Origin of the sequence: Marinobacter vulgaris (assembly GCF_003344045.1) — a bacterium.
GTDB lineage: Bacteria > Pseudomonadota > Gammaproteobacteria > Pseudomonadales > Oleiphilaceae > Marinobacter > Marinobacter vulgaris.
This window is the reverse complement of the sequence record NZ_QFWX01000007.1, coordinates 17,002-38,548: the sequence shown is the minus strand read 5'-3', so window position 1 is coordinate 38,548 and position 21,547 is coordinate 17,002. Positions and strand designations below refer to the sequence as shown.

The following is a 21,547-nucleotide window of genomic DNA, read 5'->3' as shown; positions in this document are numbered from 1 at the left end:
AATCGTCTGAATTCTGCGCCGGCCCTACCTCGCCCCTGACCATACCTGTTAAGGTATCGCACTATTTTAGTGCACCCGCACTACAAAGCAGCCATACTCTGATCATTCACAGGGCGCTCAGCTGGCATTCTGGCGGCCAAACGACCGCTGATGCACTACACAACGGCGCGTGAACCGGCCGTCAAACCGCAATGCCCGCAAAATGCGCATTTTCAGCGGAGCAGCCATCCAATGTGGTTCGCTTTTTGCAATTTGCTTTCTTGCAAAAGTGCGCGAGTACTCAGCGTTGCCCACCAACAGGATGGAAGCATGGCAATACCGGCCGGATATAAAAGCATACTGGACAGCCTTACCACAGCGGTCATTGTGCTGGGGGAAGGCTTGAGAATCCGGTACCTGAATCCGGCGGCTGAAAGCCTGTTTGAAACCAGCATTACCCGCAGCCGGGGGGCATCGATCAGAGACACCCTGATCGACTCGGAAGACGCCCTCAAGACCCTGCATGCCGCCGCGAGGAACGGCCAGTCCTACACTCGCCGCGAGGCGGAGTTCGTGCTCACAAGTGGCCTGCGGCTGACCGTCGACTACTCGGTCTCGCCCATCAGCCTGGACCCCACGGAGTTGCTGATCGAGATACAGCCCCGGGACCGGCTCCTGCGCATCAGCCGGGAAGAGGAAATCATCTCCCAGCAAGAAACCACGCGGATTCTGGTGCGGGGCATGGCCCACGAGATCAAGAACCCGCTCGGCGGCATTCGCGGCGCGGCCCAACTGCTGGACCGGGAACTGACCAGCGAGGACCAGCGAGAATATACCCAGGTCATCATTGCCGAAGCCGACCGTCTGCGTTCCCTGGTGGACCGGATGCTGGGCCCCAACAAGGCGCCGAAACTGGCCTCCACCAACATTCACGAAGTACTTGAGCGGGTGAAAACCCTGCTGGAAGCGGAGAGCCGCGGCCGACTGAATTTCGAGCGCGACTATGACCCCAGTCTGCCGGAGTTTCAGGGTGACAAAGAACAGCTGATCCAGGCCTTTCTCAATATCGCACGCAACGCCATGGAAGCGGCCTTCGAGAATCAGCGGGAGATGACCGGCGATGAGCAGCCGACCATCACCTTCCGCACCCGCGCACTGCGGCAGTTCACCATCGGCCATAAACGCCATCGCCTGGTGTGCCGCGTGGATGTGATCGACAACGGGCCCGGCATACCGCCGGAGCTGCTGCAGAACGTTTTCTACCCGATGATCAGCGGACGGGCGAGCGGAACCGGCCTCGGCCTGTCCATCACCCAGAGCATCATCGGGCAACATCACGGGCTGGTTGAATGTGAGAGCCAGCCCGGCGAAACCGACTTCATCATCTTCCTGCCCCTGGAGGACAATCAATGAGCCAACCGGCAAACGTCTGGATAATTGACGATGACCGCAGTATACGCTGGGTGCTGGAGCGCGCCCTGAACCAGGCCGGTATGCAACCCCGGGTTTTTGAAAGCGGCGAAAGCATCATGATGCGGCTGGAACACGAACAGCCAGACGCCATCATCAGCGACATCCGCATGCCCGGTGTAGACGGCATCACCCTGCTGTCGCAGATCGTGGAAGCCCATCCGGACCTGCCGGTAATCATCATGACCGCCCATTCCGACCTGGAAAGCGCGGTAACCAGCTACCAGACCGGCGCCTTCGAATACCTGCCCAAGCCCTTTGATGTGGACGACGCCGTCGCCCTCGTGAAGCGGGCCGTGGCCCATAGCCACGAACGCAAAGCCACCGCCGAACCCCAGGCAGAGAGCGCCCAGCGCAACACCGAGATCATTGGTGAAGCGCCGGCGATGCAGGAAGTGTTCAGGGCCATCGGCCGGCTGTCCCACTCCAACATCACCGTACTGATCAACGGCGAAAGCGGTACCGGCAAAGAACTGGTGGCCCAGGCCCTGCACAATCACAGCCCGCGGGCCAGCCGCCCGTTTATCGCACTGAACATGGCCGCCATCCCCAAGGACCTGATCGAGTCCGAGCTGTTCGGCCACGAGAAAGGCGCCTTCACCGGTGCCGCGGCCGCCAGGCAGGGACGGTTCGAACAGTCCAACGGTGGCACCCTGTTCCTGGACGAAATCGGCGATATGCCCGCCGACACCCAGACCCGGCTTTTACGAGTATTGGCGGACGGCGAGTTCTACCGGGTTGGCGGCACCACGCCCATCAAGGTGGACGTGCGCATCATCGCCGCCACACACCAGGACCTGGAAAAACTCGTCCAGGCCGGCACCTTCCGGGAAGACCTGTTCCACCGCCTGAACGTGATCCGGGTGCACCTGCCGAAACTGTCTGAACGCCGGGAAGACATCCCCCGGCTCATGGCCCACTTCCTCAAGAGCGCCGCCCGGGAACTGGCGGTGGAAACCAAGCTGCTGCGCCCCGAAGCGGAAGAATACCTCACCACCCTGCCCTGGCCCGGCAACGTCCGCCAGCTGGAAAACACCTGCCGCTGGCTGACGGTAATGGCCAGCGGCCGCGAAGTTCACATCGACGACCTGCCCCCGGAGCTGATGCAACAGGCCGAAGCACCACCCACCGGCCAGACCTGGCAAGAAGGCCTGCGCAACTGGGCCGAGCAGGAATTAAAGCGGGGACGCAAGGGGATTCTGGATACGGCGGTGCCCGAGTTTGAGCGGATCATGATTGAGACCGCATTGAAGCATACCGGGGGTCGGCGGCGGGATGCGTCTATTCTGCTTGGATGGGGGCGAAATACGCTGACGCGGAAGATTAATGAACTGGGGATGGATCATCCGGAGAATGAGGACGATTGACGATCGGCGAGCCTCCGGGGTTCGTTGATGTTTGGGGACAGAACTCAGGTTCTGCCCCCATTTTTTTATTTGGCCCGTCAGTTCAAAACTTCTTGCCAGTAGATGATGCGGTCGTTGCCGCGGTAGACTCCGAAGGTGGCGGTGGCCGAAGGGTCATCCAGTGAGTCATCACCATCAGTATCATCTCGAAGCCAGTCACCAATGCCCGTCCAGGCTAACGTATCCGTCCCTTGCTCCCCCGAGGGAATCAGCTCGAGCGGCTCGGCCTCACCGCCATCAAACTCACCACCGTCGGGAGTCAATTCATGATATTTCTCTGGGTTTTCGATGTCACCCGTCGACCAACGCGTGCAACTGTCTAATGAATTTACTATAAAACTATTTCCATCCCAGTACTCAACCCTGAAAGGCATGGAGAGAGCTTCAACATCCTCAGGCCCATAGACATTTTCTGCCGTCAATCGCCCATAAAAGATTTCGCCGCTGACGCTCGGGTTAATGGAAAAGGGGTCAATTAGATTATCCACTCTGTCATCATCATCCCTTACCTCGATGATTTCGAATGTAAGTCTTGGCGTAAACTGTTTAACCCTAGAGGTTGCATCATTCTTTTGGTACCGGATGATATCCGCGTTGAAATCTCCATAACGATAAATAATTGGCTCGCCATCGGCACGACTTTCTATCGCGCCCAATTCACTCTCCACGACGACTGGATACGCAGTAGCCTCATCACGCAATAGTTGGTCATCATCTGTTGATGGCAACTCCCTGACAATCTGATCACTGGGAAGGCGCATGAAAGGATTGTACAGGTAGTTCAGTGTCGGCTCATCAATGGTATTTCTTGCAATAATCTTTACTCTGGGTACAGCGGCCCACCCGGTATCCTGACCACTGTAGGTGAATCCACTGAGGCCACCACACGCCATGTTAATAGCTCCAGGATCCTCATCGACCAGTTCAAGCGCAAAGTGATCTGGGACAAATCGTCCGACATAATCTAGACGCTCACCGGTTACTGGCTCTGATGCCAGATATGGCGAATCTACCAAAGCTGGCTCGATCGCGAGGGCCCCCACTTCTGACCAAGAGAATTCGCCACATGCTTTGCCCCCTTCCGGGGTTGCACACGACTCACCGAATGAACCCAACGCACCGTCCAGTTCTGGCAGGTTAGGCACCGGTGCGGACGGAGCTATCTCCACGTTTAAAACAACATCTTCTGCTATGGGCAACTCATTCCCAAAATTAGGAGTTAATTGACCCAGACTATTCAAAGACCGGACCTCAACACCAAAACTCTGTCCTGCGATTCTGAATTGCCCGTCCATGGTCAAATCCAGAGTATCGGAGCTTTCTGGAACAACGACTTCAAAGCGGTCTGGACGGGCCACAAAATCGTCCTGACCGGTCATCACGAGACCGGCTTCTTCACCAGCTCCCTCGTACCTTGCCCTCAGCAAAACGCTCCCAACATCCCTATACTGAACTGGGAAAGTTGCCAAGCCGGAGTTATTAAAATCCAAAGACAGGTTTGTTCCGTTGAGATCATTATTTGAGTGTTCAACGAATAGTGTTCCTGAATTCGGGTTCTGATAGGAGGTACTGAACTGGATTTCCTTTTCACCCGAAAACGCCGGCACACACTGGCCGGGATCTTCCTCACCGGCTTTTACGGCAGTAATGGATACTGGCACTTCCTGGCCGGAAACATGGTCATCGATGTAAAGGTAAAACCCAGACTCGGAGAAGTTAATCTGGCAGTCGCTCTGGGTTGCTGCACCGTCAGCAAAACAACGCACTTGTGGACTACCAGTGGGCACTTCACTTGCCCCTGATATTCCAAGCTGCACCGGCTGGTCCGTTTCAAACGAACGCAAATTCAAGTCGCCCGAATCCCCGACAAAGCTGAAGGGGTTAGAGCGCGACCAACCGCTTTCCGGTGAAAGCTCAACTGAGACCGGTTCATCAAAGAGCTCTGTACAACCGCTATTGGCGCACGCCTGAACTCTGATATCGCCCGCTGGGGTGCAGGTTAAACCCTCAGAGGGGTGAAATATGCGGAAGTGGTCGACTTCACCCTGTCCATTTCCACGGCCGCACACGCCTTCAATAGATAACCCCGGAGCCAAATCCGGCTCCGCATCAAAGCTTGGCTTGCCGCCACCGTCGATAGAAATATCGCCTGCCGCTGACAGCATACCCTGAATTTCTGAACCATTTTTTATTGAGATGGAACCAGAGGCATAAACAATTCCGTTTAAATTTAGATTGTTATTAGCTACAAAATCGCCATTGACCACAATGACTAAGTTTTCGGGATCTCCGGAGTTTAAATTACTCTTATTATTGAAATCTACTGAGCCATTTACAAATATTACTACCCGCTCACCGGGAACCACATTGAGCGTGTAGCTCGAAAGGTCTTCGCCCCGATAGCGGTAAATCCCCTCCGCTAGCGTAGCTCCGGTCTCCGGCCAACGAGCGTTGCCAAACCGCGCACCACTCAGGTCAAGGCGACTGTTGGGATTTTGGCCATTTGATGCTGAAAACGCATCGGTACAAACTGGTTCTTGCGCTAACGATTGCTCCTCACATCCGGATGTCTGTCGCGAGCATGTCCCTAACACAATGCTCCCTTCGCTGAGTTCAATCGAGCCGTTCTGGGTGGTGACATCTCCACTTACCGTGGTGTTTTCAATCTCGATAAGCCTGTTTGGAGCGGTAACAGAGCCGCCCACCGTTACTTGTTCAAGCCTAATTCCGCCATTCTGGGTGCCAACATTTCCCGCAATGTTTGAGGACTCCACAGCAATACTGCCATTCTGTGAGGACAAGCTTCCTCCAATCGCAGAATCGTCAACGTCAATCTCGCCATTCTGAGATGTAACATCGCCGGTAATGTACGACCCATCGATATCGATTGAATTGTTAGATTGAACCGAACCGCTGACTTCGCTGTCTTCGATAGTTACGTCACCGTTTTGTGCGGTCAAATTAATTGGATAGCTGCTATCACCAATCACAGACTCACTGACATCAAAGCCATTGGAAGCAAACAGCTCGAAGGGCTCATCCGCTGTAATGGTTCGCTCTTCGATATCAAAACTGCCATTGCGACACGTAATAGTGGTGCCATTAACGGATATATCCTTACTACTGCAGAGGGCCTCCAGTTCTGCAACAGGCACCTGTCCCTGGGAGAGAGAAATTCCAGCATGAGCATCCAGAGGTAACAAGCAAAATGCGGCAATAATAAAGAGCCGTCGAGAAACTCGCCTAAAGACAGAGCCAACCAAAGTAACAACGAAAGCGGAGAGCCATAAAAGGTTCAGCCAAACGAAGCTACGTGAGCGTTTATGTGTCATTTTTCAGCCTGACTTCTATCGTTCGGCGAGCTTCTTCTGGAGATTCTTTTCCGCAAACGCCCATGCTCTTAATGGTCACCACTCCATCACCGCCTTTGCATTCCACATCCACGTTGCATCCCGATAACCCAGAAGCTCCAAAGGTATTGCTATAAATTTCTTCGAAGCTTGCAGGGCAGTTTATGGGGTTACCGTCCGCTTCCTTTTTGAGTAAATCGGCGATAGCGACCTGGGTTCCACTTTCTGCCGCGAAAAACGCCCGCTGGGATTGGATCTGCAGGCTGATCGCGCTCCCCGAACTTTCCTGGAGCTGGCTCATACTCAGCACGATCAAGGACAGCACCGTAATGATGAATATTGCAATGGGCAAACCAGCGCCTGTTTGCCATCTTGGGCTGCGTTCAAGGTACATTGCGAATCTGCACCTCTTGGCTGACTCGGGTGGTCTCGGCACTGTTGAGTGCTTTCAAAACAAAGGCAAAATTTACGACTGCTGAGCGCCTAAGCAATGGAGGTGTTACTTGCCACTCCACTAAACTTCTGTCGTCGAGATTGGCACTCATAACTTCACGGGTTAGGTTTAGGTCAGCCTCTAACTCAGCACTCGTGGGTTGATCTGTTCCATGATTATAGTTGCTGTAACGGTATAACCTTTCACTATTGATGCTTTGGCAAATGCTAACGCGACCATCCACGGCATAGATTCGCTTTTGAGGAGAACGTTCGCGGAAGCGGTGCGTTTGACCTCCAGAAAAAGTGATAGTAGTAGCATCCACATCATCTATTTCTTCAATTTCGGGAGAAACTGGCCCCGGATTGGGAAGGTTGCTGCCTCTTCCAGACTCATAAAGGTCTGATGGTGCAGATCCGTAGCCGTAAACAATCACCCGAGCACCCGCTCGGATCTTTTGACCAAAAGGTGCGACTTCCACCGAACTGTCGTTTGAACCAGTTGGCAAAGCACCGTAAGTGGTTGCTCCCAAGATGGGCAACCACTCTAGACACTTACCGTTTTCCCGCACTGATAACGGAAATGCTTCGCGAATTTCCCGTGTGATCTGCTCGCTGATGACAATGCCTTGCAGTGCGCGCTGCTGTCGGTCGCCCAGATCAATCGCCCCGCGAACTGATAAGCTTACGAATTGGGTGGAGATAGTGGCGACTATACCCAATAGGACAATGACCATCACGAGCTCTACCAATGTAAAGCCCTGTTGCCGCTGAATCACAAGTTCCCCCGGTAGGCGCTGAATAGATAGCTATTTCCAGAAGGATCAGTGATGGTTATATCTATTCGTTTGGGCTCAGGAGTTGTACTCAGACTGCTATCGCAAACGACTGATATAGCAACGCTGAACTGAACGTAACCGGATTCATTGTCTCCAGTACCCCAGTATTCTGACGGGGCCTCGTCCAACTCATCGTAATCATCGACGTCTCTGAACTGATCCCTGTCGCGGCTAGAGGTTGAAGTTATTTCGCATGCCCCGTCATAACGCTTGCCCGCAGGAGCACGCTCGTCATACGGCTTCGACAGGATCTCATCCATATATCGCTGAGCAAGTGCGACAGCTCGGGTCTGATTAAGCGGATCGGCACTGCGTCCGGCAATAAGGGAGAACGCTCCTACTACGCCGGCAATTGCCACACTGATGATGACAATGGTAATCACCAGTTCTACCAGCGTTGCGCCATCAGTCTTGTTAATATCTGATAGAGTTTCCGGGCGCCTTGAACTCATTGGCAAATTCCCGCGTAAACGGCACCGAGCGAACTCAGGCAAAGGTCAAACTGACTCTCGCCGGAGATTCGGAAATCAATGCTTTCCCTGGCAACCGGACCACCTACTCGGCCCATCGGGCTGAACTCGATTTCAAAACCCGTGTCGGGCACGTTTGTATAACTGCCACCCGCAATACGGTAGGACAGTGTTGCCCCCTCGCGGGTGACCTCAAACTGACTAACACCCGAATCAAAAACCAGCCGGTCACCGGTCTGGCTGATGGTCAGTGTATTAAAGGGATTGCCCGCCAGCGCTGCCTGTTGAACAAGCAGCGTGGCGGAGGCAAGTTGCTGGGTGGCCAGCAAGGGAGAGAAGGCAGAGCTCCTGGTGGACAGCCCGATACCGAGTGCTGAGAGCACGCCGATCAAGATGATGACCATAACGAGCTCTACTAAAGTAAATCCCGACATCCGGAGGACATTCTTAATATGCATGTCCTTCTTACTATCATTTGAAAGCGCCAACAGATCTCCCCGGGCGTTGTTATCTAAGGAGCTGGCACGGTTTCACTACAAGATGCTCCATTAGTGTCGTCAGCAGTAGCGGTTCCAATATCGCTCACTCTTGCAGGGGCAGTAAGATCCCCATCAGAGTCAGCAGTTGCCTCCGCAAAAGAAAAACAGGGTTTTCCGTCTTCATTTTCTATAGCGACAACAGTTCCATCATCAGATACATGAAAATCGCCAAGCTGAGCTGCATCGTTGAGGGAGGTTGCTGCTAAGTGTCCCTCTTCTAGGCTAATAGACGCACCCTCTAATGTTACGGATCCAGTGCTTGATGATCCTAGGCCTTCTGCCAAAGCTTTTGCTCTCACTATACCGATCGCCGACTTGACGCTACCGCGAGCACCCTCAATCGATGCTTGCTCTGCATCACCACTTAAATCCGCAAACCGCGGCAACGCAAACGCCGCCAAAATCCCTAAAATCACAATCACCATGACCAATTCGATCAGGGTGAAACCTTTCTCTTTTCTTGCCGAAATTGCTGTCATCGCTCTCATGGTAATACTCCACTCTACCTTTTGGGTTCGCTAATTTAGTTGATCGTACTCGTGATTTCGCCGGTGTCGGCGTCGTAGACGATGGTGCTTCCCTGATCATCTAGCTGATAGGTAAACACGCAATCATCGCCAGGATCACCGTCGACATCGCCCTGTATGGTCACTGCGTAATCCGGAGTCGCTCCAGAGATCGTTGGCGCGTTCGACTGCAAAACGCCCTCCCATACCTGTCGGCAGCGCGCCTCCGTCATATTGGCACTGTTAACGTCATTGGTCGCTGTAGGCCACCCGTCATCACTGACATCAACGTCGTCGTTGCCAAAGCCCACTACATCATCCGCAGCGGCTGTAAGACCATTTGAGACCCACTGTGTCTTGGTCAGCGCGACGCCAGCCGCCAAAGCTCCAGCAGTTGCTTTAATGGAGGACTCATGCGCCTGCTCCGAAAGCTGCGCAAACCTAGGCAACGCAAACGCCGCCAAAATAGCCAGGATAGCAATCACCACCACCAGCTCGATCAGGGTAAAGCCCCGTTGTTTCTCTTCTCTGTTTGCCTGTTTCATACTCAGCCTCTTTCCCGGTTTCTGATTCGTTTCGTCAGCGTGCCGCGCTCTGCGTATCCGCTGATTCTTCTGTTAACGACACTGGCATCAGTCTGAGGCCAGTTGATCGTTCGTTTTGCTCCCGCTGTCCATTCTGGTTGCGGTCGGCAAATTCGGTTGCGACTGTCCAGGCCAGGGGCTCACCTGCGTTTGCTTGCCGGTCCTGTAGGGTTATCGGCTGATTCGGGTTGTAGATTAACCACCCCCTGCTTTGCTTTACTGTTTCTTTTTGTGTTCCGTCCCTGAAGCACCAGTTACTTGGCTCCGGAATATCTCCCTCGCACTGACCGGCGTAGCTACCCCACTGATGGTCAATCAGCTCGAAGGGGTTGATGCCTTCGTGGTCTTCCAGGCTTTGCTGCCGGTCAAGCATGACTTCCGCGCCCTTGATCACCAGTGCCGATCGCAACTGGCTGATCACCATGTTGGCGGACTGCTCTTCGGCCCGCTGCAACTCCCGTTCAAGCACGCCCAGCAGGAACCACCAGAGGGCGAACAGTATGGCCAGTGCCACCAGGTGTCGGAACCAGCGGGCACTCTTCAGGCTGCCGGAATCCGATATTGCCCGCCGGGCCAAGGTCTACCCGCGCCCCATGGCGGCCGACCCCAGGTCCCAGATGGGCAGAAAAACACCCAGCGCCAGTATCAGCACTAGAATACCCATGGCCACGATCAGTATCGGCTCGATGGACTCTGCCAGCCGCTTGAGGCCGTAATCTACGTCTTCATCGTAAAAATCGGCCACGTTGACCAGCATGTCATCCACGGAGCCGGTTTCTTCGCCGACGGCAATCATCTGCAAAATCAGGGGCGTGAACATATTGCTCTGGCGGGCTGTACGCAACAGGCTTTCGCCACGTTCAATGCCGGCACGCATATCCTTGATGTGCCTGGATATCCAGGCGTTGTCCGTGGCATCGGCAACCACCGTGAGCGCGGTGGTCACGGGCATGCCCGCCGCCAGCATGCTGGCGAAGTTGCGGGCGAAGCGGCTCAGGGTAATGAGTTCCAGCAGCGGACCGATGATGGGCATTTTCAGTTTGTAGCGGTCCCAGGTCAGCTGACCCTGCTCGGTCTGCTTCCACTGGCGCACCAGCACCACGGTCGCGGCGACGCCGAACAACAGGACGTACCAGTAGTTGAGCAGGAAGTTGGAGGTGCCGACCAGCACCTGGGTCAGGAACGGCAAGTCGGCGCCCAGCTTGTTGAACACGGATGCAAACTTGGGGATCACCAGGAAGTTCACCACCATCAGGGCCGCAAGCAGGGCAATCACCACGAACATGGGATAACGCATGGCCTGCTTCAGGCGGCGCTTGGTGTCGCGCTCCAGCTCCAGGATGTTGGACAGGCGCTTGAAGGCGTCGTCCAGTTGGCCGGTGTTCTCACCCACGTGGATCATGGCGATGAACAGTTCGGAAAACACCTTGGGATGCGCCTGCATGGCCATGGCCATGGTGGAGCCGCCCTCCAGGCGGTCGGTCACATCATCCAGCACTTCGCTGAGTACCTGTGAACGGGTGGTGTCCGCCAGGCCGCGCATGGTTCTTATCAACGGAATGCCTGCCTTGGTCAGCGCGTACATCTGGCGGCAGAAGACGATCAGTTCATCCAGGGTGATCTTCTTGCGGAAAATCGGCAGCCGGTTCAGCCGTTCGATCACGGATTCGCTCTGATCCTGCTCACGGATGGACAGCGGCGTGATGCCGCGGCGCATAAGTTCGGACGCCGCAGCCTCAGGGCTTGGCGCCGCCAGCGCACCCTGCTGTACCGCACCCCTGCTGTCCTTGCCCCGGTAGCTGAACTGCATCAGACGTCGCCCTCACTTTCCGCATAATAAGGCGCAGCGGTGCTCTGCGACCGGGAGAGCACGGGTGCTTCCTCCAGGGAAATGTCACCCTCTGAGGTGGCGGCTACCCGGGCCACTTCCTCCAGGGTGGTGATGCCAAGCAGGGCGAAATCCATGGCACACATTCCGAGCGGGCGGTAGAGGTGGCTCTTGCGGGCTTCACGGGTAAAGCCTGAGAGGTCTTTGCGTCGCAGGGCGTCCAGCATGCCTTCGTTCATTTCCAGCATCTCATACACACCCATCCGCCCGCGGTAACCACTGTTGCCACACTGGTAGCAACCGCGGCCGTGCACGAAGCCGGCTTCCAGGTCCAGCGGGTCGAGATCAAACTGGTCCAGCCACACCTTTTCCTGGCTGGTGGGGTCGTAGGATTCGCTGCAGTTGTCGCACACCTTCCGTACCAGGCGCTGGGCCACAACGCCCAGCAGAGAACTGGCCACCAGAAAGGGCTCCACGCCCATATCGATCAGCCGCATGGCGCTGCTGATGGAGTCGTTGGTGTGCAGGGTAGATAGCACCAGGTGGCCGGTCATGGCCGCGCGCAGGCCAATCTCGGCGGTCTCATGGTCCCGCATCTCGCCCACCAGGATGATGTCCGGGTCCTGACGCAGGGCGGACCGCAGCACGCTGGCGAATTCCAGGCCGATTTTCGGGTTCACCTGCACCTGGGTGATACGGGGCAGGCGGTATTCCACCGGGTCTTCCGCGGTGATGATTTTCACTTCCGGGCGATTCAGTTCCGTCAGCGCGCCGTACAGAGTGGTGGTTTTGCCACTGCCGGTGGGGCCGGTGACCAGAATCATGCCGTGGGGCTTCTTGATCATGCGGCGGAAGTTCTGCAGCAGCACAGGCGGCATACCGGTGACATCCAGATTGAGTATGCCCTGGCTCTGGTCGAGCAAACGCATCACTACCGACTCGCCATACTGCACCGGCATGGTGGATACCCGCACGTCGATACTGCGGCCCTTGACCCGCACGTTGAACCGGCCGTCCTGGGGGATGCGTTTCTCGGAAATATTGAGGCCGGCCATCAGCTTCAGGCGGAGCACCAGGGCGGAATTCACCCGCTTCTCCTTCATCACCTGTTCCTGCAGCACGCCGTCCACCCGCTGGCGGATACGCACCACAGTCTCGTCCGGCTCGATATGGATGTCGGAGCTGCGGGCCTGCACAGCATCCTCGAACAGGGTTTGCAGCAGCTTGACCACCGGGGCTTCTGCGCTTTCGGATTCGGCACTGAGGTCAGCCAGGTCGAAGGCGTCATCCCCCAGCTCGTCTTCCAGTTCTTCCGCCAGCGAGGCGATTTCATCGGTGCGGCGGTACACCAGGTCGATGGTGTTGAGCAGCTCGCTTTCCCGCACGACCGCCTGCTTGATCGGCTGTTTGAGCACCCGTACCAGCTCGTCATAGGCAAAGATGTCGAGAGGGTCAGCCATGCCCACAAGCAGCTCACCACTCTGTTCCGCCAGCACAATGCTGCGGAAGCGGCGCGCCATGGCTTCCGGCAGTTTCTTGACCAGGTCGTTGTTGAACTGGAAATGGCGCAGCTGCACAAAAGGCACATCCAGCTGGCGTGAGAGGATATTGAGAAGGTTGTCCTCTTCCACATAGCCCAGGTCGATCAGGGTGCGGCCCAGCTTCCGCCCGGTGCTTTTCTGCTCGCGCAGAGCGGTCATCAGCTGTTGCTCGGTGATGACGTCGTTCTGGACCAGCAGGTCACCGATACGGATTTTTTTCTTTGCCTCAGCCATGACTCATCCTGCTCGCAATGCCTGTAGCCGCTGGCGCACATAGTCCGCCAGCGAGCGGGGTAACCCAGGTAGTTCAGCGGCCTGCCGGTAAGCCCTGGCGGCGCGGGCCGGCTCACCCTGGGCCTCCAGTGATATCGCCAGCCCGACCCACCAGGGGGCATGACTGTCATCCCAGGCAATCAATTCCGCCCAGTGGCGGGCGGCTTCGGTATTCTGCCCCTGCTGCTGAAGCAGCGTGGCAAGGGTGACCCGGTATTCGGCATGGTCCTGCACCGGCGGCACGTCTGAACTGAGGGTATCGACGGCAGCTGCCAGATCGCTGTTGGCGTGCAGCGCCCTGGCTCTCAACAACCGTAACCTCGGGTGCGCGGCAGCAATCTCCGGGGGCAACCAGCCCAGGGCCTGATCCTGTTTGCCGTCCACCAGCAGCGCCCTGGCCACCACATAGCGGCTGCGGGGCGCGGTTTGGGCCTGGGTCAGTGCCGCAAGGCCACGCTCTGCGCTGGTGATGTTGCCCGCAGAGACCAGCCGTTCCAGCTCCCTCGCGGTGCTTCGATCGGTCGCGGCCGGAGTTTCCGGAACCCGCTTGACGCCAGCGGTGGAGACCTCCTCAGGCTTTTCGTCTTCTTTTTCAGCTTCAGCAGGCCTGGTTTCCTGCTTGGCGGGAGCTTTTGCCACCACAGGCGCAGGCTCTGCTTCCAGTTCGAGGGCGGCGGATTCAGGCTCGGAGGCTTTGGGCTCTGCCGGCGCGGGTAACGGTTCGGTCGTTACCTGCGCGACGATAATCGGCTCGGGGTCGGGTTCCGGCCTCTGGGCTGGTTCGGGCTCGGCCACTTCTGGCTGCTGATCACTTACAACAGCAGCCGTTCTCTGCACCCGCTGATCCTGCGACGGCTCGCTCTCCACAACCATCGGCTGCGGTGATGAGCTGTTTGTGAGCATCCAGTAGCCACCCATGAAGGCAATGACCAGCGCCAGAAGCACCACGACGATTAGCAGTAAAGGCCTGCTGCCGCGAGACGATGACTGCCCACCCATATAGGCGGCAGGCTGCTCTGGCCGGTCCTGCCGTTGCTCGGCTGCTCTCAGGGCATCGTTGAGCAGGCTCATAACCACCTCACCAGCAGATTGGGCAAGTGGGCGCTGTCGGTATCGCGGATCGCATGGGTTACGTGCCAGCGGCTGACCTGATGATCACCGCGACCCCAGGCAGATAGCAGGGCCTTGTGGGCGATGATATTGACCAGCCGTGGGATGCCGCCGGAGGAACGGGAGATCAGCCTCAGTGCCGAGGGTGCAAACAGATCACCGCCGTTGTAGCCCGCCTGGGCCAGTCGGTGCCTCAGGTACTGCGCCACGGAAATCCTGTCCAGGGGCGAGAGGCGGAACTGGAAGGTAATGCGTTGTTGCAGCTGCCGCAGGCTTTCCCGCTTCAGCTGCACATCCAGCTCGGGCTGGCCGAACAGGACCACCTGCAACAACCGTGTACTTTCGGTTTCCAGGTTGGTCAGCAATCGCAGTGCCTCGATGGTTTCCTCGGGCATGGCCTGGGCTTCGTCGATCACCAGCACCACCTGCCGTTGTTCCATGGCCAGGGCAATCAGGCGTTCGTTCAGCGCCTTGAGTATCTGGTGGGTGTTGGCACAGCGGGCCACATCCACGCCCAGTTCTTCGGCAACCGCTTCGTAAAGGGTGTCGGGGGTAAGATGCGGATTGGGGATGTAGGCGGTGTGGGCGCTCTGCTCAAGCTCATTGAGCAGCAGCCGGCATAGCAGCGTCTTGCCGGTACCCACCTCCCCGGTAATTTTTATAAAGCCCTCGCGCTCACGCAACGCCACCAGCAGCAATTCCAGGGCATCGCTATGGCTGCGGGCCCGCAGGAAATAGCGGGTGTTGGGCGTCAATGCAAACGGTGCTTCCTGCAGTCCGAAATGGGCTTCGTACATGCTAGCGCGCGGCTTTCTCCGGCTGGGGTTTGACGGACTCGGATGATTCCAGCAGTTCCCGCAGCACCTGCATTCGCTCACGACTGGCCGATACATCGGCGCTCATCTGCTCGCTGCCGGCAACCACCGGCCGCAGCAGGATAACCAGCTCGCTCTTGCGGGACTGGAAGCGACGCTGTTTGAACAGCTCTCCCAGCAGCGGGATTTCGCTGAGAAAAGGCACGGCCGAGTTGCTGTCTTCACTGGTATCCTGGATCAGCCCGCCGATCACCACGATCTGCCCGCTCTCGGCGCGAATCACACTGTCTGTCTCGCGAACGGTGCTGCGGGCCAGCGGCAGGGTTACATCCCGGTCGCCCACGGTGATGACCTTCTGCTGATCGCTCACTTCGCTGACCGCAGGATGAACGTGCAGCGTAATGGCGCCGTCTTCAGCAATCTGCGGGGTCACATCCAGGGAAATACCGGAGAAAAACGGGGTCAGTTCCACCGAGGTGGAGGTACGGTCCGTGGCGGTGACCGCCGAGTTGTTGTCATCGAAGTCGATGTCGGTCACGAAGAACTCGTCGGTGCCCACCTTGATCACGGCTTTCTGATTATTCACCGTGGAGATCCGCGGGCTGGACAGGATCTGCACGTTGCCCTGTTCGCCCAGCAGTTCAATAAGCCCCGTGAAGGTGCCCTCGCGGAAGGTGGCCGAGAACAACCCGCCAATATCGGATGTCTGGATTGCCTGGCCCGCCAGTGACTGGGCGGTAAAATCGGCCGGCAAGCCGTCGCTCGCGACTACCGAGGAGGCACTCTGTATATCGGACCAGTTAACTCCCTGCTGGTAGCCTTCGTTCAGACCGATTTCCAGGATCTTCGCCTCCAGCACAACCTGTCGCTGCATGATCAACTGGGTGCGGCGCAGATACTCGTCCACCTGCCTGAGAGACTTGCCGTCGGAACGGACCATGACCAGGCCCGCCCCCGCGTTGACGATCACCTGATTGCCATTGTCGGTCCCGATGATCATCTTCAGGGCGCGTTCGATGTCCTGCCAGAAATCCGATTCAGTCTCCGTGGAAATCCGCGTACCCACCAGGTTGGCGGTGCTGCTGTCGCCGGAGCTGCCGGCGCTGGAGCCGGCCCCGGTTGAGCTGTCGCGGGAACTGGTGACCTGCCCGGAACTGACACGGGTTTCGGAACTGCCGCTGCGCTTGAAATGCAGGTAGTCGATCGGGAACATCTGAGTTTGAATACCGTCCGCCCTCACCCGGAACAGGCGCCCACTGCGCTGGATATCCAGGCCATACAGGTCGCCGGCAATATCCATGACTTCCGGAACCGTTACGTCATTCAGCCGCAGGTCGATGATAGCCTCGACCTCGGGGTGGATCACCACGTTGTAACGGCTACCCTCCACCAGCGCCTCAAAGAAAGGCGCGGCAGCGAGCCCCCGCGCGTTGACATCGAACCGGTCTTCGTCATCGGTCGCGGAGGATAGCGAAGGCATCAGTGCGGCGCTGACGTCCTCGGGCACGTTCGGGGACAGGTCCTGTGTCCTGGCGCTTCTGCGCTGCTCAGCCTCAGCTTCGGCCTCGGCCAGGGCATCGTCAATCGCTGCCGCGGCATCGGTGGAGGTGGCCTGACTGGTGCGCATCAGCGGATTATTGCTGCAGGCAGTCAGAAACATGGCCAGCAGCAGAGTCAGAAACGTTCGGTTCAGTGTCATAGCGGCTCGTTTGTCTGTCATTGCGAACTCCGCACCTGCGGAAGTGGTTCCAGTCTTAAAACGCGCGCTCTTCCCTGATCCACCAGCTCTACCCGGTCCGGATGGATCCGCCTGAGGCGAACCCCGTCGAATGTCTGTCCCTCTCTGCGGGCCACGCCATCGATAACCGCTACCCTGCGATCACTGCCAATAAAGATCGACGCCAGCGTAAATTCTTTTTGCGGCGCCTGCATCTGCTCGGACCCACCGAAGCCGCTGGGGCGGGTCGGATCCTGCAAAGCGAAAGCCTGGGAGGCTACCAGAGCCAGCACTGCGATCAACAGAAACTTCATATCACACTCCCAGCCATGCGCGATCGAGGCTCAGGGTTCGAACCCGGATACGGACTTCGTTATCGGGATAGTCGCCGGAGTCGTACTCCAGCAATACCCAGCCCAGGCGGGTATCCATGGCCTCGAGTGTCTCCAGGTAGGCAAGCACGTCCATATAGCCCCCACGCAGGATGATTTCTGCGTCGTGAGCAAACAGCAGGGGTTCGGCGGGCTCGTCGCTGCCACTGCTGCTGCCATCACCGGCACTGTCGGGCTGGCCGTCAAACACGGGCACTGGCGCCAGCAGCTCCAGGCCCAACAGCTCCAGCTTGTCCTGGGCCGCCAGAATATCCCGCAACAGCACCATCATGGCCTGGGGCGCAATCAACCTGCCGGTGGTTTCAGCGAGCTCGTTGTTCAGCCGCTCCAGTCGCTGCTGTCGGGCCGCAAGCTGATTTCTCAACACCTGTGACGGGTCCGACGCCAACTGTTCGTTCAGCCGCTCCTGCTGGTCGATCAATGATGCGCGGGTATCAGACAGAGACACCTGACGGGAGCGAAGCTGCTCGTTGCCTGCCATAACCGGGGCAATCGCAAGCTCCCAGCCGGCAAACAGCACTACCACAAACGCCGTTATGGTCAACAACGCCCGTTCGCGAACAGGGCGTGCGTTGAACCAGGCGGCACCCCTGCCAAACTGCTGACGGAAAGCCTGAGTCATCGGGCGACCTCCCCGTCAGTATCCGTGGCCACCCGGAATTCGATCGAGGCGCCGTCTTCTTCCCGGTCAAGGCGGAAGCTGCCAAAGGTCTTTCCGGCAAAGGCCGGCTCATCGCCCAGCTGTTCGAGATACACCGGCACCAGTCGGCCTGACTGCGCCTTGCCTGCCAGGCCAACATTGCCCTGGCGGGCATCAAGCCGGATCTGCGTCAGCCACAGCCCCTCGGGCACCTGGCGGGCCAGAGCTGAGAGTGGTGACGAAAATCCGGTCGTCTCCGTGGCAATCAGGTTTTCCACCCGGTCCAGCAATCGCTGCCTGCGCGCCAGCGTTGCCGTCACGCGCTCAAGGGCGGCTTTGACATCGGGATCGGGCTTGCGAGCTTCCACTTCGCCGGTCAGTTGTTCGACGGAGTTCTGCAACTGCTCATTCTGTTGTTGCAGGCCGACAACCTCGGCCTGCAAGCGGGATTCCTGGTAATGAACAACACCCGCAGCCACGGCAATGACCAGCAGAGCGAACACCAGTGCAGACAGGGCCGCTCCAGCCTGCAGTTTTTCCCGGCGAGGCCGCAGTTCATCGGTGTAGAGATTTACCTGCTGCAGTGCGTCATCGCCTTTCCGGTCAGTTGCCAGGCTGGCACCCCAGGCCACCAGACAGCGGCTGTCCAGGGGCTGCTCAAGACCGAAAGGTTCCCAGTCAAGCGTCTCTACCGTGGCAGCCACGTAGGTTGCCAGCATGGATGACAGCGGCAGTACGTTATCCCGGGCCACCAGCCTGATGACGGCGGGCGGCACCTGCCCCAACTGGCTTTCGTAATAGTCGAGGGAGCGCTGCATTTCCAGCGCCAGTGACTGCACTGCATTCTCCTGGCTCGATGCGTCCCGCAGATCATCGGAGGTGACGTCCAGGCGCCGGGACAGGTACAGCGTGTCGCCCTTGCAGACAATCATCTGCCCGAAACGCTCACGCATGTGAACGAGAGCTGCGCCCCTGCGCTCAGGGTCAATGCGGGGAGCCAGGTTACGCAACGCCAGTTCGGCAATATCGATGGACACCAGTGCCAGGCCGCAGTTCTCTGTCAACGCCACCAGTTCGCTGACCAGGGACTTGCGCGCGGCAACCACATTCACCAGGTTTCCCCGTCCGCGGGACGCATCCTGTGGGAATGGAAACACATCGGATACGGCATCGGAGGGGTTGAAGTCGAGAAAATCCTTGAGCTTCCATTTCAGGGCATCGCCAAGCTCAGACTCATCGACGCCTTCCGGGCGCTCCAGCTGGAACACCTGGTACTGGTCAAGCGGCAGGACCAGCGTGGTATCTGCCCCGGACCATCCGCGCTCGCTTGAGAGGGCACCGAGAACGCTTTCCCGCTTTGCCGGCGAGCAATCCAGAAACCCGGCCTGGCCTCCTGATTCCGCCCACGCTATCCCGTCTGGTCGAACCTCCAGGCAGACGCGTTGCCGTTCACGGGAGCGGCGCAGAATGTTTGCTATAAAGCTTGGAGCCACTCGCCAGCCTCGATGTCTAAAAAATAAGCGGATTTCACAGGGATTTGCATACTAGTTCACAAAGTGAACGTAATTCTATGTTTTATTGTAAAATTTGACGTCTTTTTGCAACTCGGTAACAGAAAAAGCCCTCGACAGGGCGAGGGCTTTTTAGCGATCCGGTGTAACCGCTAGAACGGTATATCGTCGTCAAAGTCATCAACCGGTTCTGGCATGCTGCCCTGTGAAGGCTGGTTGTAACCACCACCGCCAGACTGCTGATTCGATTGACTTGCAGCAGCAGGCGCTGCGTTACCCGACTGTTGCGGGCGGCCCGCAGGTGCGCCCTGGCTTGCGCCACCGCCTTCACCGCCGCGGCTGTCGAGCATCTGCATCTGGCCGTTGATATCAACCACAACCTCGGTGGTGTAAACGTCCTGGCCTTCCTTGTTCTGCCATTTGCGCGTCTGCAGCTTGCCCTCAATGTAGACCTTGGAGCCTTTGCGCAGGTACTGGCCGGCAACTTCGGCAATCTTGCCGAACATCACAACCCGGTGCCATTCGGTTTTTGGCACCAGCTGACCTGTCTGCCTGTCCTTATAGCTTTCATCTGTCGCAAGGTTCAGGTTTACTACCGCGTTGCCGTTCGGGGTATAGCGGGTGTCCGGGTCCTGCCCCAGGTTCCCGATCAGAATAACCTTGTTTACGCCTCGTGCCATGATCCGCTCCTGACTCTGTTTTCAGGGATAACCTGCCTTCCCTGCAGGTTTCCGATTTTCAAGAACTGCTACCCTGCCGGACAAACGCAAAGTCCGCAAGCGACAGTTCATCAAATTTCTGACGATCCACCTTCAGGTAGGCCGTCTCCGCCTCTTCCATGATGACGACGTCCTGTACCCCGGGAAGTCCCCGCAGGGCGTCGTCAATTTCATCAAACTGGCTGTACGCCACATGCTGCAACTGTACCACGAAACTGGCCGTGTAACCCGGGCTGGGCATGGTCAGTGCCACTGCCAGCCAGATCACCAACACGATGACCATGAACCAGAGCACACCTTGTAATCCCAGCTGCTCCAGGAGCAGTCCGCCCACGGCGCCACCGAGAAACGCACCGAAGAACTGGGAGGTGGAATAGACCCCCATGGCGGTACCTTTTGCCGCTGCGGGAGATTCCTTGCTGACCAGCGATGGCAGGCTCGCCTCCAACAGGTTGAACGCCATAAAGAAGAAAAACAGTACGGCCCACGCCGCCGTCAGGCTGTCGGAAATCCCGCCAATGGCAGCGGTTGAAATGGCCAGCAGGGCAATCGCTCCGCAAAGCACCGATTTCATCCTGCGCTTTTTCTCACCAACAATGATAAACGGCACCATAGCGAAGAACGACGTCACCATGACCGTGAGGTAAAACCACCAGTGGGATGACGACGGCAGCCCCAGCCCATCCTGAAGCAGGGTCGGAAACACCAGGAAAATGGCCGTCAGTACCAGGTGCAGGGCGAAAATTCCGAAATCGAGCCGCACCAGTCGTTTATCGGCAATGACCTTACCCAGCATCTCCCGCGCCGGATGGGTATCGGCACTGGCCTTGTGTTCATGGGGCGTGGGGACCAGCCGATGGACAATCACCATCGCCACCACCGCCAGAACCGCGGTGGTATAGAAGATGCCGGAAAGGCCAAATGCCGAACCCAGCAATGGACCCAGCACCAGGGACACGGAAAAGGACAGGCCAATGGAGATGCCGACAGTGGCCATGGCCTTGGTCCGCTCCTCTTCCCGGGTCAGGTCACTGAGCAGCGCCATCAACACGCTGGCGATGGCTCCGGAGCCCTGAAGAATCCGCCCGGCAATTACGACGTATATGGAGTCTGTGGACGCGGCCAGCAAACTTCCGGCAGCGAACAGGACCAGGCCGATATAGATCATGCGCTTGCGTCCGACCCGATCCGACAACATGCCGAACGGAATCTGCAACAGCGCCTGGCTCAGTCCATAGGCGCCGATGGCGAGGCCTATCAGGGCCGGCGTTGCGCCCTTCAAGTCGCCGCCGAGAAGGACGAACACCGGCATAACCATGAAGAGCCCCAGCATCCTCATGGCATACACGGATGCCAGTGATGCAACAGAGCGTCTTTCCAGTGAATTCATGCAGTGCCTTGCCTGGTATGGGTTCCGGGAACGTGA

At 57.7% G+C, this 21,547-nt stretch carries 20 protein-coding genes; 2 read left to right on the top strand and 18 right to left on the bottom strand.

Translation table 11 applies throughout. The features are described from left to right. Window positions 1–309 precede the first annotated feature (309 nt). Window positions 310–1,392, top strand: coding sequence for a nitrogen regulation protein NR(II) (glnL, locus tag DIT71_RS15460; RefSeq protein WP_114614130.1), 1,083 nt, complete (start codon window positions 310–312; stop codon window positions 1,390–1,392). Further along, window positions 1,389–2,816 carry a nitrogen regulation protein NR(I) gene (glnG, locus tag DIT71_RS15455; protein WP_114614129.1) on the top strand — a complete coding sequence of 476 codons (1,428 nt, stop codon included), beginning with the start codon at window positions 1,389–1,391 and terminating at the stop codon, window positions 2,814–2,816. Before glnL ends, glnG begins: the two co-directional genes overlap by 4 nt. Window positions 2,817–2,893: 77 nt before the next feature. Here glnG and DIT71_RS15450 read toward each other — a convergent pair whose 3' ends face one another. From DIT71_RS15450 to DIT71_RS15365, 18 genes are all read right to left on the bottom strand, one after another. Further along, window positions 2,894–6,187 carry a polymer-forming cytoskeletal protein gene (locus tag DIT71_RS15450; RefSeq protein WP_144114504.1) on the bottom strand — a complete coding sequence of 1,098 codons (3,294 nt, stop codon included), beginning with the start codon at window positions 6,185–6,187 and terminating at the stop codon, window positions 2,894–2,896. Beyond that, complete coding sequence (locus DIT71_RS15445; RefSeq protein ID WP_114614127.1) at window positions 6,177–6,599, bottom strand: pilus assembly PilX family protein; 423 nt, start codon at window positions 6,597–6,599, stop codon at window positions 6,177–6,179. Before DIT71_RS15445 ends, DIT71_RS15450 begins: the two co-directional genes overlap by 11 nt. Further along, the gene (locus DIT71_RS15440; protein ID WP_227538166.1) at window positions 6,589–7,416 is read right to left on the bottom strand and encodes a PulJ/GspJ family protein; all 828 of its coding nucleotides are present in this window, start codon (window positions 7,414–7,416) and stop codon (window positions 6,589–6,591) included. Before DIT71_RS15440 ends, DIT71_RS15445 begins: the two co-directional genes overlap by 11 nt. Continuing rightward, on the bottom strand, window positions 7,413–7,928 hold the full coding sequence (locus DIT71_RS15435; RefSeq protein WP_114614126.1) for a type IV pilus modification PilV family protein: 516 nt from the start codon (window positions 7,926–7,928) through the stop codon (window positions 7,413–7,415). Before DIT71_RS15435 ends, DIT71_RS15440 begins: the two co-directional genes overlap by 4 nt. Beyond that, window positions 7,925–8,434 carry a type II secretion system protein gene (locus tag DIT71_RS15430; protein WP_227538165.1) on the bottom strand — a complete coding sequence of 170 codons (510 nt, stop codon included), beginning with the start codon at window positions 8,432–8,434 and terminating at the stop codon, window positions 7,925–7,927. The genes DIT71_RS15435 and DIT71_RS15430 overlap by 4 nt, the downstream gene beginning before the upstream one ends. 23 nt (window positions 8,435–8,457) lie before the next feature. After that, window positions 8,458–8,973, bottom strand: a complete 516-nt coding sequence (locus DIT71_RS18435) for a type II secretion system protein (RefSeq protein WP_114614124.1) — start codon at window positions 8,971–8,973, stop codon at window positions 8,458–8,460. Between the two features lie 35 nt (window positions 8,974–9,008). After that, on the bottom strand, window positions 9,009–9,536 hold the full coding sequence (locus DIT71_RS18430; protein ID WP_114614123.1) for a prepilin-type N-terminal cleavage/methylation domain-containing protein: 528 nt from the start codon (window positions 9,534–9,536) through the stop codon (window positions 9,009–9,011). A 34-nt stretch (window positions 9,537–9,570) separates the two neighbouring features. Next, complete coding sequence (locus tag DIT71_RS15415) at window positions 9,571–10,152, bottom strand: hypothetical protein (RefSeq protein ID WP_227538164.1); 582 nt, start codon at window positions 10,150–10,152, stop codon at window positions 9,571–9,573. A gap of 3 nt (window positions 10,153–10,155) precedes the next feature. Next, on the bottom strand, window positions 10,156–11,385 hold the full coding sequence (locus DIT71_RS15410) for a type II secretion system F family protein (RefSeq protein ID WP_114614122.1): 1,230 nt from the start codon (window positions 11,383–11,385) through the stop codon (window positions 10,156–10,158). After that, on the bottom strand, window positions 11,385–13,178 hold the full coding sequence (locus DIT71_RS15405; protein WP_114614121.1) for a GspE/PulE family protein: 1,794 nt from the start codon (window positions 13,176–13,178) through the stop codon (window positions 11,385–11,387). Before DIT71_RS15405 ends, DIT71_RS15410 begins: the two co-directional genes overlap by 1 nt. Window positions 13,179–13,181: 3 nt before the next feature. Continuing rightward, window positions 13,182–14,288 carry a tetratricopeptide repeat protein gene (locus DIT71_RS15400; protein ID WP_114614120.1) on the bottom strand — a complete coding sequence of 369 codons (1,107 nt, stop codon included), beginning with the start codon at window positions 14,286–14,288 and terminating at the stop codon, window positions 13,182–13,184. Beyond that, entirely contained in the window at window positions 14,285–15,124 is an 840-nt protein-coding gene (locus DIT71_RS15395; RefSeq protein ID WP_114614119.1) for an ExeA family protein, read from the bottom strand. Before DIT71_RS15395 ends, DIT71_RS15400 begins: the two co-directional genes overlap by 4 nt. 1 nt (window position 15,125) lies before the next feature. Then, window positions 15,126–16,862: a pilus (MSHA type) biogenesis protein MshL gene (gene mshL / locus DIT71_RS15390; protein WP_227538163.1), complete on the bottom strand. Its 1,737-nt coding sequence runs from the start codon at window positions 16,860–16,862 to the stop codon at window positions 15,126–15,128. Further along, window positions 16,859–17,173, bottom strand: coding sequence for a hypothetical protein (locus tag DIT71_RS15385; RefSeq protein WP_114614118.1), 315 nt, complete (start codon window positions 17,171–17,173; stop codon window positions 16,859–16,861). The genes mshL and DIT71_RS15385 overlap by 4 nt, the downstream gene beginning before the upstream one ends. 1 nt (window position 17,174) lies before the next feature. Continuing rightward, the gene (locus DIT71_RS15380) at window positions 17,175–17,873 is read right to left on the bottom strand and encodes a type II secretion system protein M (protein WP_114614117.1); all 699 of its coding nucleotides are present in this window, start codon (window positions 17,871–17,873) and stop codon (window positions 17,175–17,177) included. Beyond that, window positions 17,870–19,384, bottom strand: a complete 1,515-nt coding sequence (locus tag DIT71_RS18250; protein ID WP_227538162.1) for a PilN domain-containing protein — start codon at window positions 19,382–19,384, stop codon at window positions 17,870–17,872. Before DIT71_RS18250 ends, DIT71_RS15380 begins: the two co-directional genes overlap by 4 nt. 170 nt (window positions 19,385–19,554) lie before the next feature. Next, complete coding sequence (ssb, locus tag DIT71_RS15370; RefSeq protein ID WP_114614116.1) at window positions 19,555–20,082, bottom strand: single-stranded DNA-binding protein; 528 nt, start codon at window positions 20,080–20,082, stop codon at window positions 19,555–19,557. Window positions 20,083–20,140: 58 nt separating this feature from the next. Beyond that, complete coding sequence (locus DIT71_RS15365; protein WP_114614115.1) at window positions 20,141–21,511, bottom strand: MFS transporter; 1,371 nt, start codon at window positions 21,509–21,511, stop codon at window positions 20,141–20,143. Between the last annotated feature and the right edge of the window lie 36 nt (window positions 21,512–21,547).

Excerpts from the sequence above, each read along its gene's own strand:
- DIT71_RS15445 (WP_114614127.1), bottom strand. The coding sequence starts at position 6,599 with ATGTACCTTGAACGCAGCCCAAGATGGCAAACAGGCGCTGGTTTGCCC.
- DIT71_RS18435 (WP_114614124.1), bottom strand. The coding sequence starts at position 8,973 with ATGAGAGCGATGACAGCAATTTCGGCAAGAAAAGAGAAAGGTTTCACC.
- DIT71_RS15365 (WP_114614115.1), bottom strand. The coding sequence starts at position 21,511 with ATGAATTCACTGGAAAGACGCTCTGTTGCATCACTGGCATCCGTGTAT.
- glnG (WP_114614129.1), top strand. The coding sequence starts at position 1,389 with ATGAGCCAACCGGCAAACGTCTGGATAATTGACGATGACCGCAGTATA.
- DIT71_RS15385 (WP_114614118.1), bottom strand. The coding sequence starts at position 17,173 with ATGAAGTTTCTGTTGATCGCAGTGCTGGCTCTGGTAGCCTCCCAGGCT.
- DIT71_RS15410 (WP_114614122.1), bottom strand. The coding sequence starts at position 11,385 with ATGCAGTTCAGCTACCGGGGCAAGGACAGCAGGGGTGCGGTACAGCAG.
- DIT71_RS18430 (WP_114614123.1), bottom strand. The coding sequence starts at position 9,536 with ATGAAACAGGCAAACAGAGAAGAGAAACAACGGGGCTTTACCCTGATC.
- DIT71_RS15395 (WP_114614119.1), bottom strand. The coding sequence starts at position 15,124 with ATGTACGAAGCCCATTTCGGACTGCAGGAAGCACCGTTTGCATTGACG.
- DIT71_RS15405 (WP_114614121.1), bottom strand. The coding sequence starts at position 13,178 with ATGGCTGAGGCAAAGAAAAAAATCCGTATCGGTGACCTGCTGGTCCAG.
- DIT71_RS15400 (WP_114614120.1), bottom strand. The coding sequence starts at position 14,288 with ATGAGCCTGCTCAACGATGCCCTGAGAGCAGCCGAGCAACGGCAGGAC.
- DIT71_RS15450 (WP_144114504.1), bottom strand. The coding sequence starts at position 6,187 with ATGACACATAAACGCTCACGTAGCTTCGTTTGGCTGAACCTTTTATGG.
- mshL (WP_227538163.1), bottom strand. The coding sequence starts at position 16,862 with ATGACAGACAAACGAGCCGCTATGACACTGAACCGAACGTTTCTGACT.
- DIT71_RS15380 (WP_114614117.1), bottom strand. The coding sequence starts at position 17,873 with ATGACTCAGGCTTTCCGTCAGCAGTTTGGCAGGGGTGCCGCCTGGTTC.
- DIT71_RS15435 (WP_114614126.1), bottom strand. The coding sequence starts at position 7,928 with ATGAGTTCAAGGCGCCCGGAAACTCTATCAGATATTAACAAGACTGAT.
- glnL (WP_114614130.1), top strand. The coding sequence starts at position 310 with ATGGCAATACCGGCCGGATATAAAAGCATACTGGACAGCCTTACCACA.
- ssb (WP_114614116.1), bottom strand. The coding sequence starts at position 20,082 with ATGGCACGAGGCGTAAACAAGGTTATTCTGATCGGGAACCTGGGGCAG.